Origin of the sequence: Aliiroseovarius sp. PrR006 (assembly GCF_010500215.1) — a bacterium.
GTDB lineage: Bacteria > Pseudomonadota > Alphaproteobacteria > Rhodobacterales > Rhodobacteraceae > Aliiroseovarius.
The window spans coordinates 1,093,930-1,107,772 of the sequence record NZ_JAAGOY010000004.1 but is presented as its reverse complement, the minus strand read 5'-3'; the positions used below and the strand labels follow the sequence as shown (position 1 = coordinate 1,107,772).

Annotated in this window: 12 protein-coding genes; 10 read left to right on the top strand and 2 right to left on the bottom strand. The window is 59.2% G+C overall.

What is annotated here, in order from left to right:
- Positions 1 to 127: 127 nt before the first annotated feature.
- From G0Q00_RS05405 to G0Q00_RS05360, 10 genes are all read left to right on the top strand, one after another.
- Positions 128 to 334: a hypothetical protein gene (locus tag G0Q00_RS05405; RefSeq protein ID WP_163037085.1), complete on the top strand. Its 207-nt coding sequence runs from the start codon at positions 128 to 130 to the stop codon at positions 332 to 334.
- 143 nt (positions 335 to 477) lie between these two features.
- The gene (locus G0Q00_RS05400; protein WP_163037083.1) at positions 478 to 2,526 is read left to right on the top strand and encodes an acetyl/propionyl/methylcrotonyl-CoA carboxylase subunit alpha; all 2,049 of its coding nucleotides are present in this window, start codon (positions 478 to 480) and stop codon (positions 2,524 to 2,526) included.
- Between the two features lies 1 nt (position 2,527).
- The gene (locus tag G0Q00_RS05395; protein WP_163037081.1) at positions 2,528 to 4,084 is read left to right on the top strand and encodes a hypothetical protein; all 1,557 of its coding nucleotides are present in this window, start codon (positions 2,528 to 2,530) and stop codon (positions 4,082 to 4,084) included.
- Positions 4,081 to 4,596 (top strand): hypothetical protein, encoded by a 516-nt coding sequence (locus G0Q00_RS05390; protein WP_163037080.1) that lies wholly within the window; start codon positions 4,081 to 4,083, stop codon positions 4,594 to 4,596. The genes G0Q00_RS05395 and G0Q00_RS05390 overlap by 4 nt, the downstream gene beginning before the upstream one ends.
- A gap of 58 nt (positions 4,597 to 4,654) precedes the next feature.
- On the top strand, positions 4,655 to 6,781 hold the full coding sequence (gene scpA / locus G0Q00_RS05385) for a methylmalonyl-CoA mutase (RefSeq protein ID WP_163037078.1): 2,127 nt from the start codon (positions 4,655 to 4,657) through the stop codon (positions 6,779 to 6,781).
- A gap of 67 nt (positions 6,782 to 6,848) precedes the next feature.
- A complete protein-coding gene (locus tag G0Q00_RS05380; protein WP_163037076.1) occupies positions 6,849 to 7,463 on the top strand; it encodes a VOC family protein in 615 nt (204 codons plus the stop codon).
- The gene (locus tag G0Q00_RS05375) at positions 7,460 to 7,936 is read left to right on the top strand and encodes a GNAT family N-acetyltransferase (RefSeq protein WP_163037074.1); all 477 of its coding nucleotides are present in this window, start codon (positions 7,460 to 7,462) and stop codon (positions 7,934 to 7,936) included. Before G0Q00_RS05380 ends, G0Q00_RS05375 begins: the two co-directional genes overlap by 4 nt.
- 30 nt (positions 7,937 to 7,966) lie before the next feature.
- Complete coding sequence (locus G0Q00_RS05370) at positions 7,967 to 8,647, top strand: molecular chaperone DjiA (RefSeq protein WP_163037072.1); 681 nt, start codon at positions 7,967 to 7,969, stop codon at positions 8,645 to 8,647.
- Positions 8,648 to 8,656: 9 nt separating this feature from the next.
- A complete protein-coding gene (locus tag G0Q00_RS05365; protein ID WP_163037070.1) occupies positions 8,657 to 9,682 on the top strand; it encodes an endonuclease/exonuclease/phosphatase family protein in 1,026 nt (341 codons plus the stop codon).
- Between the two features lie 36 nt (positions 9,683 to 9,718).
- On the top strand, positions 9,719 to 10,042 hold the full coding sequence (locus tag G0Q00_RS05360) for an AAA+ family ATPase (protein WP_163037068.1): 324 nt from the start codon (positions 9,719 to 9,721) through the stop codon (positions 10,040 to 10,042).
- Here the strand turns inward: G0Q00_RS05360 and G0Q00_RS05355 are convergent.
- Together G0Q00_RS05355 and G0Q00_RS05350 are read right to left on the bottom strand one after the other, a co-directional pair.
- Positions 10,039 to 11,583, bottom strand: a complete 1,545-nt coding sequence (locus G0Q00_RS05355; RefSeq protein ID WP_163037066.1) for a Ppx/GppA family phosphatase — start codon at positions 11,581 to 11,583, stop codon at positions 10,039 to 10,041. The two genes, G0Q00_RS05360 and G0Q00_RS05355, sit on opposite strands and share 4 nt — an antisense overlap.
- Before the next feature lie 50 nt (positions 11,584 to 11,633).
- A complete protein-coding gene (locus tag G0Q00_RS05350; protein ID WP_163037064.1) occupies positions 11,634 to 13,832 on the bottom strand; it encodes an RNA degradosome polyphosphate kinase in 2,199 nt (732 codons plus the stop codon).
- Positions 13,833 to 13,843: the final 11 nt, after the last annotated feature.

The following is a 13,843-nucleotide window of genomic DNA, read 5'->3' as shown; positions in this document are numbered from 1 at the left end:
TTTTTTCGCCCATGGATAGCTGTTCACGTGATGCCATGCGTCGCGGATCGCGAAAATACGCCTTGGGTACTCCGTGCAAACGGGGCACAATGGCTGCAAGAAACCACTCTGAAAGAGGCAGTCATACATGCAATACAAAACGCTTATCGCAGGGGCGCTTGCCTTTGCCATGCTGGCAGGATGCCAGTGGAACGACCTTGAGCGCGCTGGTGTCGGCGCGGCGACAGGCGCTGTGGTCGCAAGTGCAACCAGTGGCAGTGTTCTTACCGGAGCCGTCATCGGTGCTGGCGCGGGGGCGCTGTGCGACGACTTGGGCGTCACTATCTGCAACTGATCTGAATTTCCCCGGCTCCGCGCCTCGCGGATCCATCACACACAATCGGCCTGCCGAGACCCTTGGGTTCGGCGGGCTTTTCTATGTCAATCAGCGGGACGTTTCACAGCGTCACGCCCTCACATGAACCGAAAGGACAGGACATGTTCAACAAGATCCTGATTGCGAACCGAGGCGAGATCGCTTGCCGCGTGATCAAGACTGCCCGCAAAATGGGCATCAAAACGGTGGCGATTTATTCAGACGCCGACCGTAACGCGCTTCATGTGAAGATGGCAGACGAAGCCGTGCATATCGGCCCACCCCCTGCCAACCAGTCGTATATTGTCATCGACAAGGTGATGCAGGCGATCAAGGACTCTGGCGCCGAAGCCGTGCATCCCGGCTATGGCTTCCTGTCCGAGAACTCGAAATTTGCTGAGGCACTGGAAGATGCCGGTGTGGCATTTGTCGGCCCGCCCAAAGGGGCGATCGTGTCGATGGGTGACAAAATCACCTCGAAGAAGATCGCTCAGGACGCTAACGTGTCGACCGTTCCCGGTTACATGGGCCTGATCGAAGACGCGGATGAAGCCGTGAAGATCTCGAACGAGATCGGCTATCCCGTGATGATCAAAGCCTCGGCCGGTGGCGGTGGTAAAGGTATGCGGATTGCATGGAATGACGAAGAGACCCGCGAAGGTTTCCAGTCGTCCAAGAACGAAGCTGCCAACAGCTTTGGCGACGACCGTATCTTCATCGAGAAGTTCGTGACCCAGCCGCGCCACATCGAAATTCAGGTTCTGTGCGATGCGCATGGCAACGGCATCTATCTGAACGAACGCGAGTGCTCGATCCAGCGTCGTAACCAGAAAGTTGTGGAAGAAGCCCCGTCGCCCTTCCTGGACGAAGCCACCCGCAAAGCCATGGGCGAACAGTCGGTCGCACTGGCCAAAGCCGTTGGCTATACTTCGGCCGGTACGGTGGAATTCATCGTCGATGGCGATAAGAACTTCTACTTCCTTGAAATGAACACCCGCCTGCAGGTGGAGCATCCCGTGACCGAGCTGATCACCGGTGTCGACCTTGTGGAACAGATGATCCGCGTTGCAAACGGCGAACCGCTGTCGATCACGCAGGACGATGTGGGCATCAATGGCTGGTCCATTGAAAACCGCGTCTACGCGGAAGATCCCTATCGCAACTTCCTGCCGTCGATCGGTCGCCTGACCCGCTACCGTCCGCCCGCAGAAATCGCGGCTGGTCCGATGCAGGCCAACGGCAAATGGGCCGATGAAGCCATCGAGGGCACCAACTTTGCCGTACGTAACGACACCGGCGTCTTCGAAGGCGGCGAGATCTCGATGTACTATGACCCGATGATCGCCAAGCTTTGCACATGGGCTCCGACCCGTAACGAAGCGATCGAAGCCATGCGCAACGCGCTGGATGGGTTCGAACTGGAAGGCATCGGTCACAACTTGCCCTTCGTCAGCGCCGTTATGGATCATCCGATCTTCATCAATGGCGACATGACCACCGCCTTCATCGAAGAGCAGTATCCTGACGGGTTCGAAGGTGTTGAGCTGAGCACCGACGCGCTGCGTCGCATCGCGGCTTCGGCTGCTGCCATGTACCGTGTTGCTGAAATCCGCCGCACCCGTATCTCGGGCCGCATGGACAACCACGAGCGCAAAGTGGGCAAGCACTGGGTCGTGACGCTGCAAGGCGAAGAGTTTGCCGTGAAGATCAAGGCTGACAAGAAAGGCTCGACCATCAAGTTCGAAGACGGCACCAAAATGCGCGTGTCCTCGGATTGGACGCCGGGTGACAGCCTTGCCACGCTGGAAGTGGACGGTTCGCCGCTGGTTCTGAAGGTCGACAAGGTCACCTCGGGCTTCCGCATGCGGAGCCGCGGTGCTGACCTGAAGGTGCATGTTCGCACCCCACGTCAGGCCGAGCTGGCCCGCTTGATGCCGGAAAAACTACCACCGGATACCTCGAAAATGCTGCTCTGCCCGATGCCGGGTCTGGTGGTGAAGGTCGACGTGGAAGTCGGTCAGGAAGTTCAGGAAGGTCAGGCGCTCTGCACGATCGAAGCCATGAAGATGGAGAACATCCTGCGCGCCGAGAAGAAGGGCACCGTGTCCAAGATCAATGCAGGCGCAGGCGACAGCCTTGCCGTTGACGAAGTGATCATGGAGTTCGAATAATATGAACGATGCGCGTCATCGCCTTCAGTCAGGGGCGCCGCTGATTGCGGCGTCTCTGTTCTTGGTTGTGGGGTTGTATCTGGTCTATCAGTTGATAGCCTATTCCAAGGCCGGAGCGTTCGAGTTCCCCTTAGATGACGTGTATATCCACCTCGCCATGTCCGAGCAGATCGCGGCTGGTGGGTATGGTGTAAACGCGGGCGAGTATACGTCGGCGGCATCCTCTCCTTTGTATCCATTCTTGTTGGTGCCTTTTGCAGGTACGTCGTCCCAGATTTGGGTGGCAGTGTTCTGGAATGTGTTCGCACTTGTTGGCGCGACGGTTCTGTGGGTTAGGATAACGCTTGATGCAGTGTCCAATACGCGAATGGCGACATTGCTTGCTTTGCTTGGTCCGCTTGCTTTCAATCTTGCTGGCATCACCATGGTTGCAATGGAGCACACTTTGCATGTTCTGGCCGTCATGGCCACGCTGCGTGGTGTGCAGATCTATCTGAACGAAGGGCGGGTTAACTGGCTTCTGTTCGCGGGCACCGCCATTGGTGTTCTGATCCGGTTTGAAGGGCTTGCAGTTTCGGGCGCGGCTGGACTTCTGTTGGCGATGACCGGGCGATGGAAGGCAGGTGGTGCGCTATTCGGAGTCTCGGTGGCTCTGGTCGGCGCATTTATGGCATTTCTGATGTCGCTTGGGCTTGAACCGTTTCCAAATTCAGTAATGTCTAAGATCTCGGGCCCGACCGGCAGCCCGGATTTCGCGTTTCAGAACATGCTTCTGAAGCTAAAGGTTCAGCTCCGTTCAGAGACCGCGATTGTCATGGCGGTGGCGGTGATTGTGGCAGCCGCAATGCTGCCCCGCGTTTGGCGGTCCGATACGCGGGCGCGCGCTATACTGGCTGCAACCGTTTTTACAGGATCTGCCCAGCTTTTATTGGGGCAGTTCGGCTGGTTTGAACGGTACGAGCTGTACGCAATGAGCTTTGTTTTCGGGATGCTCTTGCTGGTTGTGTTTACGAATGACGATTATGCGACGATGCGTACGTTGTTTCTTGTCGGGATGGTGTTTCTGGCAGGCAACTATACGCGGTGGATGCTGAAATACGGAACTTGGGGGCCATCCGGCATTCTGGCGCAGCAACAAAATGCCAGCACGTTCGTTAAGGAATATTACAAAAAGCCGATCGCGGTGAATGATCTGGGATTGGTCGCATGGGGTAATCCAAACTACGTTCTGGATCTCTGGGGGCTGGCTTCATACCGTGCACTGAAGACACGGATGGAAAACCCCTATGATGGTTGGACGGGTGATCTTACGGATGAAGCAAATATTGATCTGGCCATCGTATATGATGGCTGGTTCGAGGACGGCCTTGGCAAGAATTGGGTGAAAGTTGGCACGTTGCGCTATTCATACCATATCGGTTTTCTTGGAGGGCGTGACGTATCATATTATGCCACCCGTCCAGAAGCTGCACCTGAACTGCGCCGTTTGATCGCCGAGTTTTCACCCAACGTTGTCGGCCCCGCCGAGATGTGGGTCGAGCCAAAGGGACAGGAATGACCATCGCGCGCATAGCCGCGGGGGGTGCAATAGCCTGCCTGATCGGCCTAGCTGGCTGCAACCTGCATGGCGAAGCCGATCTGCGCGCGGCGCTTGGTCAGTATTTCACTTTGGGCGACACGCTGTCGTTCGAAAGCAAGATGACCTGCACCGCGGCTGTAATCCGCGCTGCGCTGAACGATGTGAAGCCTGAGATGCCGTTGGCCACGACCAGTGCCGATGCACAGGAGCTGTTCCGCGCCACTGGGAAGGCCGCGTTGCGCGCCGAGGGGCAGACACCGCACACCCTGACCGATCAAATGCTGACGACGGAGGACGGCGTATTTGGTCGTCAGGCGCTCGCCGCCGCTGCGCTGGTCGGGAAATGCCTGTCCGAGACGGACAGCCAAGATTTCCACCGCGCGCTGACGCGGCCCGGTGCAACCATCGCCTATGACACTGGGGTGGGGGGCGTCATGATCCTCGACCCCGTTGAACGAAAACTCTTTTTTGCCGCAGGAGATCCCCTGTGATCTGCGGCCCGGAACCAGCCTGCGCTGAGAGGCGCATCAAGACGAAAAGGACGACAAGATGAGCGACACAAAGAACTGGAAGGAACTGGCCGAGAAGGAACTTCGTGGCCGTGCCTTGGATGATCTGACGTGGAACACGCTGGAAGGCATCGACGTCAAGCCGCTCTATACCGCGGAAGACACAGCCGATCTGGACCACATGGGCACGCTGCCCGGCTTTGGCCCCTTCACCCGTGGTGTGAAGGCGACCATGTACGCGGGGCGTCCGTGGACGATCCGTCAGTATGCCGGTTTCTCAACCGCCGAAGAATCGAACGCCTTCTACCGCCGCAACCTTGCTGCGGGTCAGCAGGGTGTTTCGGTGGCCTTCGACCTTGCAACGCACCGCGGCTACGACTCCGACCACCCGCGCGTAGTGGGCGATGTTGGTAAAGCCGGTGTGGCAATCGACTCGGTCGAAGACATGAAGATCCTGTTCGACGGCATTCCTCTGGACAAGGTCTCGGTCTCGATGACCATGAACGGCGCGGTTGTTCCGATCCTTGCGAACTTCATCGTCGCCGGGGAAGAGCAAGGCCACGACAAGTCGCTGCTGGCCGGCACTATTCAGAACGACATTCTGAAAGAGTTCATGGTGCGCAACACCTATATCTACCCGCCTGAACCGTCGATGAAGATCATCTCGGACATCATCGAGTATACCTCGAACGAGATGCCGAAGTTCAACTCGATCTCGATTTCCGGCTACCACATGCAGGAAGCCGGTGCGAACCTGGTGCAGGAACTGGCCTATACGCTGGCTGACGGTCGCGAATATGTGCGTGCTGCGATCGAGGCTGGCATGGACGTGGACAAGTTCGCCGGTCGCCTGAGCTTCTTCTTCGCGATCGGTATGAACTTCTTCATGGAAGCCGCCAAGCTGCGTGCCGCCCGTACCCTGTGGCATCGCGTGATGACCGAGTTCGGCGCCAAGTCCGAGCGGTCGAAAATGCTGCGCACCCACTGTCAGACCTCGGGCGTGTCGTTGCAGGAACAGGATCCCTATAACAACGTGATCCGCACCGCATACGAAGCGATGTCGGCTGCCCTTGGTGGCACCCAGTCGCTGCACACCAACGCGCTGGACGAAGCGATTGCGCTGCCCACCGACTTCTCGGCGCGTATCGCACGCAACACACAGATCATCCTTCAGGAAGAAACCGGCGTGACCAACGTGGTCGATCCGCTGGCGGGCTCTTACTATGTGGAAAGCCTGACCGATGAGCTGATCAACAAAGCTTGGGAGCTGATGGAAGAGGTCGAAAGCATGGGCGGGATGACCAAGGCTGTGGCCTCGGGCATGCCGAAACTGCGGATCGAGGAATCGGCGGCCAAGCGTCAGGCAATGATCGACAAAGGTGACGAAGTCATCGTTGGCGTGAACAAGTACAAGCTGGCCGAAGAAGACCAGATCGACATTCTGGACGTGGACAACATGGCCGTGCGTGACAGCCAAATCGCCCGCCTTGAAAACATCCGCGCAACCCGCGACGCAGCCGCGTGCGAAGCCGCTTTGGCCGAGCTGACCCGCCGCGCCAAGGAAGGTGGAAACCTTCTGGAAGCCGCTGTCGAAGCCGCGCGTGCGCGCGCATCCGTAGGAGAGATCTCGATGGCTATGGAAGACGAATTCGGCCGTCACCGCGCCGAAGTAAAAACGCTGGCTGGTGTCTATGGCGCAGCTTACGAAGGCGACGAAGGCTTTGCAGCCATTCAGAAATCGGTCGAAGACTTCGCCGATGCCGAAGGCCGCCGCCCGCGTATGCTGGTGGTGAAGATGGGGCAGGACGGTCACGACCGCGGCGCCAAAGTCATCGCGACCGCCTTTGCGGACATTGGCTTTGACGTGGACGTAGGTCCGCTGTTCCAAACCCCGGACGAAGCGGCTCAGGATGCCATCGACAATGACGTGCACATCGTGGGGATTTCCTCGCAGGCAGCAGGTCACAAGACACTGGCCCCGCAACTGGTGCAGGCTTTGAAAGAGCAGGGCGCCGAGGATATCATCGTGATCTGTGGCGGTGTTATTCCGCAGCAGGACTATGATTTCCTTTATGAAAATGGCGTGAAAGCCATCTTCGGTCCGGGCACCAACATCCCCGAGGCGGCTCAGGATATCCTGAAACTGGTGCGCGAAGCCCGCGGATAACGCCAAAAACACTTGCGGCTGGCGGCGTTTCCCGCCAGCTTCATCCCAGACCATCGAAGGGAATGAAATGGCTCTGGGAGTAGTCGATCATCTTGTGGTGTCCTCCGCGACCCTGTCAGAAGGCGTTGCGTATATCGAGGACCTACTTGGGGTGTCCATGTCGGAGGGAGGAGAACATCCGATCATGGGCACCCACAATGCCCTTCTGTCCCTTGGACCAGCCACCTATCTTGAAGTGATTTCCGTCAACCCCGACGCGGATGCGCCCGATCATGCGCGGTGGTTCGATCTGGACTACTTCACCGGGCCTGCACGGCTGACCAATTGGGCGCTGCGGGTGCCGGACCTGCATCAAGCACTTCTACGCGCGCCAGAAGGATCAGGTGACGAGTTGCAGCTGTCGCGCGGGGATCTGCGTTGGGACATGGCAGTGCCCGCAGATGGGCGTTTGCCTTTTGCGGGCTGCGCGCCGGGGCTTCTGTCGTGGCAGGGCGACCTGCCTGCACCGCGATTGCCCGATCACGGGCTGCGACTGGCCGCGCTGGAAATCACCCATCCCGAGGCAGAGGCGCTGCGCGTGGCCCTGCATCCACTGGTTCAGGACCCGCGGATCTCGGTTCATTCGGGGCAGCCGGGGTTAGCTGCGTGGATCGACACGCCTGCCGGGCTTGTTCAGCTATGATCGTCCGCGCTGCTACCGTGGTCGACGCACACGCGATCCAAGAATTGTGGAACCTTGCCATCTGCGAAACGCTGATCACGTTTAACTCGGTCCCGAAAACGCTGCTTGATGTCGAGAACGCAATCGAAAGCGCTAAATGCATACTGGTCGCCGAAGAAGGCGACGAAATAATCGGCTATGCCAGCTTCGACCAATTCCGCGCAGGGGTCGGATATGCCCATACCGCCGAGCATTCCATCATGCTGGCCCCCAAGGCGCGCGGACACGGGGCAGGGCGGATCCTGATGGAGCGGATCGAGGCCGAGGCACGCGCCCAAGGGTTTCATTCCATGATCGCGGGCGTGTCCGGATCAAACCCGATGGGCGAGCCGTTCCACGCCGCCCTTGGATATGTGACTGTCGGTGTGATCCCGCAGGCTGGACGAAAACACGACCGGTGGCACGATCTTGTGCTGATGCAGAAAGTCCTGTGACCCGCTGACGAAAGCCGCTAACACTGCCTTATGTCTATCTGGTCCCGTATCTCCGACGCGCTGTCCGCGCTTGCCAAGGGCGAAAGCCTGTCAGACGTGTTCTCGCATCTGCGCACGCCGCCTGAACGCTCGGCCGGCTTTGCGATTGCGGTGATTGCGCTGGGCGCGAAGATGGCCAAGGCGGATGGGCAGGTGACACGGGACGAGGTCTCGGCCTTTCGCGAGGTGTTCACCATTCCGCAATCGGAAGAAAAAAACGCAGCGCGCCTGTTCAATCTGGCCCGCACGGATGTCGCCGGGTTCGAGCTGTACGCCCAACGGGTCGCGGCGATGTTCGGCCCTGACGATCCCGCCCTGTGTGACCTAATGGAAGGGCTTTTCCACATCGCACTGGCGGATGGCGAATACCACCCCGGCGAAAACGCCTATCTGGAAGAGGTCGCGCGGATCTTTGGCATGCCCGAGGAACGCTTTGCCGCTCTGCGTTCGCGCATGGTGCCGGATGAACATCCCGACCCCTATCAGGTGCTTGGCGTGGCCCGCGACACTCCTATGGCAGATATCCGCAAGGTCTGGCGCAACGAGGTGCGCGAAAGCCACCCCGATCGGATGATCGCCCGCGGTGTCCCCGAAGAAGCGATCAAGCTGGCCGAAAAGCGCCTGATCGCCGTCAATCGCGCCTGGGAAGAAATCAACGCAGGCCAAGGGTAGGGTGGGCTGATGCGGATCGCGACCTATAACGTTGAATGGTTTGACAACCTGTTCGATGACGAGGGCGTTCCGATCGTGGACAATGGCTGGTCCGGCCGTCAGGACGTCACCCGCGCCGCACAATGGAGCGCTGTGGGCAAGGTGTTTCAGGCCTTGGATGCCGATGCTGTGATGATCATCGAAGCACCGGATCAGAGCCGAAGACGTGATACGGTTCCCGCGCTGGAAACCTTCGCCGAGGTCTTTGGGCTGCGCGCACGCAAGGCGATGATCGGCTTTGGCAATGACACCCAGCAGGAAATCGCGCTGCTCTATGATCCCCGCGTGATCAGCGCGCGCCATGACCCGCTGGGGGCCGAGAACGTGGACGATGCCTATGCCGCGCCCCGGTTCGACAGTCGGTTCGAGCTGGATCTGGATACCGACGCTACACCTGACACTGTGGTGTTTTCAAAGCCCCCACTTGAAGTAGCATTGACCCACCGCGAAAGCGGGAAAGAGCTGCGGCTGATCGGTGTGCACGCCAAGTCGAAAGCCCCGCATGGTGCGCGCGGTGCGGCCGAGGTCATGCGCGTTGCCATTGAAAACCGCCGCAAGCAGATGGCGCAATGTATCTGGATCCGGCGTCGCGTGGATGAACATCTGGACGTTGGAGAGCCGCTGATCGTGCTGGGCGATTTTAACGATGGTCCGGGGCTGGATGAATACGAAAAACTGTTCGGACGCTCCGGCGTCGAGGTCGTGTTGGGCGAAGGCAAGAATGCCTGTATGTACGACCCCCATGCCCGCATGGCTTTGCTGCAACGCACCGGCGCGCGCCCGACAACCTCGCGATTTTATATCGCCAAGGAAAAACGATATCTGCAGGCGCTTTTGGACTATATCATGGTGTCTCCGGACCTTTTGAAGACCAAGCCCAACTGGCGCATCTGGCATCCATTTGACGACTCGCTCTGTTATCAGGATGTGGCCCTGCGCGAAGCGCTGCTGACCGCGTCAGACCATTTCCCGGTGTCGATTGATCTGAGGCTATGATCTTCAATTTTGGATAGGATCGCCTACATGTGTGTCATGAAACAGTTTGCGACATCCACCGCCCTTGCCGTGCTTCTGGCGACCGCGCCTGCCTTGGCGCAGGACGACACGCCCCCGGACAATCCCGAGCTTTCGGAAGGGGCCGAGTTGTTGAACCGAGGCTTTCAGTTGCTTCTGGAAGGGCTTGCCAATGAGATCGAGCCTCTGGCGGACGAATGGGCCGAAGGCTGGGCTGATCTGGTCGAGAAGTTCGGCGATATGCAGGTCTATCACCCGCCGGAAGTGCTGCCCAATGGGGACATTATCATCCGTCGCCGCACCCCGCTTGATCCGACCGCGCCGGGTGAAACAGATATCTAGCCGCGCTTTTTCTTGACGACGGGCGTAGCGTCCAGCGCGTCGGCCAGTGTCTGGAACCGTGCTTCGGCGACCTCACCAAACAATCCGTCGGCTTCTTTCCGCAAAATCAGCACCAGCTCGCGCTTTTTCGGGAACCAGCGTAGTTCCGCCATGCGCGTCGGATCTTCGACCGAAAACATGGCCCCGAACCGCATGGCCTTGCCCAGCACCTCGGCGCGGGCCAGCATCTTGTCCGGAAGGATGTCGAAAAGCGGTTCGAACCGCGATCCCTCGCGGCTGTTCTTATAGCGATGCAGCAGAGCCAGCCCCAGGAACACACGTTGTTCGTGGGTCAGCCCGCCCAGGTTGGCGCGGGTGGCGTTGTCGAAGCACACCTCGTGCCGGTAATCCGGGTGCGCGCGCCAGCTGACGTCATGCAGTAGGCAGGCGGCGCGGATGATGCGAAGGTCCTGAGGTTTTAGTGATTTGTAGAGCGGTGTCAGAAAGCGAAACAACGCTTTGCCGAAACCCGGATTGCGGGCGTCCTTCTTTTCCGCGTGATAGCACGCTTCGATCAGCGGGTCGCGTTTGCGCAGCCGGTCGGGCATTTGTTCATAGAGCAGCCCTTCGCGGATACCATAGGAGCTTACAGCGATCTCTTTTGGGCGGAAGACGCGCATCAGGCGTTTCAGAACCTGTGCCGCGATGGGGACCAGCGCCATACGGGCCGAGGACGTGCCGGTGCGTTGCCGCACCTCGTCCAGATCGACCTCTTCAATCCATTTCAGGGTCTTGGCTAGCGATTTCGGCGTCATTCGGTATTCGTGCAGAACGGTCAGAGGATAGCCGCGCCGCTCCATGTCCAGACGGGCAATCGCGCGCCACGACCCGCCCACAAGGAACAGGCGTTTGTGATCGGTTCCCATCTCGTCGGCCAGTTCATCAACCACGCGGGCGATCTCGGTCTTCAGACCTTTTTTGCCGCCGGGCACGCCCGCCAACTTCAGGGGGCCAAGGGGCGACGTGACACGTTTTTCGACCTCTCCGGCGCGAATATGGGCCAGTTCCAAGGACGAGCCGCCAATGTCGCACATCAGCCCCTGCGCTTCGGGCCAGCCGAGCAGGACACCCTGCGCAGACAGGCGGGCTTCTTCTTCGCCATCAATGACGTAAAGCTCCAGCCCAGTTTCACGCAGAACCTGTTCGCGGAATTCAGGGCCGTCCGTCGCATCGCGCACCGCAGCGGTGGCGACGGCAGACAGTGGGCCAAGGTTCATGCCATCCGCCAGCCGTTGAAAACGTTTGATTGCGGACAGAGCGCGTTCGCGGCCTTCGGGGTGCAGGTGGCCCGTTTCGGTAATGCCGCGGCCCAAGCCGCAGAGGATCTTTTCGTTGAAGAAATAGGCGGGCGAACGGGCGGCGCCGTCAAACACCACCAAACGGACCGAGTTTGAGCCCACATCGACCACGCCAACACGGCTAAGCCGTCGGGCCGAGGGATCATCAAACAGTGGTCGTCCAAACGGGCCCCAATCGTCCCCGGTATCGCCACGTCCGTCCATAGAATCCCCCAGTGCTAGTGAGTGTACTCTAGCGCTGCGCCCGACATTACTCAATCTTGTGAATGCGTTAGTTCGGGCACATCCGATGCGCCTGCTGATCCACGCCCGGACAGGGATGGATTCTCCATGAAGAAGCGGTGGCAGTTGAAGGGGCGCTCGATCGCATCAAGGTCGGCGCGGGTAAACTTGCCGTCCGGCCCCATCACCCAACTTTGAGCCACATCGGCCAAGTTGGCAGCCATGATTTGGCTGACGATCTGGGCTTTCACGGTGGCATTCTTGATCTCGACCAGCGTTTCCACGCGGCGGTTCAGGTTGCGCCCCATCCAGTCAGCAGAGGACATGTAAACCCGCGCTTTCTTGGATGGCAGGCCATGGCCATTACCAAAGCACACAATGCGTGAGTGTTCGAGGAACCGGCCCACGATGGATTTCACTCGGATGTTCTCGGACAGCCCCTTGATGCCGGGCCGAAGCCCGCAAATGCCACGCACCACAAGGCTGATTTTAACGCCTGCCTGCGACGCTTCATAAAGCGCGTCAATCACGTCAGGTTCGACCAAAGAGTTCATCTTGGCCCAGATCTGCGCAGGCTTGCCTGCTTTGGCGTGTTCAGCCTCGTTCTTGATCCGCTTAATCAGGGTAGACTTCAGGTCCAGCGGTGAAATGGCAAGATTTTCAAGACTTTGCGGTTCTGCATAGCCTGAGAGGTAGTTGAAGACCCGCGTGGCGTCGCGCCCCAGCGCGGTATCGCAGGTGAAAAAGCTGAGATCGGTGTAAATCCGTGCGGTGATCGGGTGATAGTTTCCGGTGCCATAATGCGTATAGGTGACCAGTTCGTCCCCTTCGCGGCGCACCACGGTCGAGATCTTCGCGTGGGTCTTATAGTTGATGAAGCCATAGGTCACATGCGCACCTGCACGCTCCAATCGACGCGACTGGCGGATGTTGGCGGCTTCATCAAAACGGGCCTTCAGCTCGACCAGCGCGGTGACGGATTTGCCGTCTTCGGCGGCTTCACACAGCGCCTTCACGATCGGGCTGTCATGGGACGTACGATAGAGGGTTTGCTTGATCGCCACCACGTTGGGGTCACGCGCGGCCTGATGCAGGAAGCGCACCACCATGTCGAAGGTCTCGTACGGGTGGTGCAGCAGCATATCCTTTTGCCGGATAGCGGCGAACATGTCGCCTTCGTGGTCCTGCACGCGTTCAGGCACGCGGGGCGTGAAGCTAGGCCATAGCAGATCCGGGCGGTCTTTCAGCACCAGTTCGTTCAGGTCGGCCATCCCGATCATGCCGTTGGCCTCGACGATCTCTTGGCTCGTAATGCGCAGCTCGCGTTTGATCATGGTTAGAAGGGCAGACGGGGCCCCCGCGGTGATCTTTAGACGGACAACTCCGCCCCGGCGGCGACGCTTGAGGGCCGTTTCGAACTCGCGCACCAGATCTTCGGCTTCGTCTTCCACTTCCAGATCGCTGTCACGCAGGATGCGGAAGGCGCAGTGCCCTTTTTCGACATAGCCGGGGAAGAGCTGGCCCAGATGTTCCAGCAGCAGATCTTCTAGCGGCAAGAAGCGGTACTGACCGTCGGCAGCAGGCAAGGCCACAAAGCGGTCAATCTGATGCGGGATTGGCAGAAGTGCTTTAAGCTTCTGTTTGTCCTTGGTGCGTTCAAGCTGCAGTGCCAGCGAGAAGCCGGTGTTCGGGATGAACGGGAAGGGGTGGGCCGGGTCGATGGCCAGTGGCGACAATACCGGGAAAACCTGTGTCAGGAAGACATGGTCCAAATGAGCGCGATCAGCGTCGGTCAGATCCTCGCGCCGGGCGATGATGATGCCTTCGCCGCGCATCTCGCCCGACAGGATTTCGAATACCGATTGTTGGCGTGCCATCAGGGCACGGGCGTCGGCGTCAATGAGCTTCAACTGCTCTGTCGGAGACAGGCCGTCGGCGGCCGGGGTCGACACGCCCTCGCGAACCAGTTCACGCAGACCGGCGACGCGTACAGTATAGAACTCGTCAAGGTTCGCTGCTGAAATCGACAGGAAGCGCAGACGCTCAAGCAGCGGTACGCGGCTGTTTTCGGCTTCTTCCAGCACACGCCAGTTGAACCCAAGCCAGCTGAGCTCGCGGTTGAAAAACCGCTTTGGACCGGCAAACGCAACGTCGGGTAGGGTCGACGCTGTCGGGAAATCGGCAGACAAGAAGTCGGCTAGTGGTAGTTCGGGTGTCTTGGGCGTATTCATGACGGCACTCT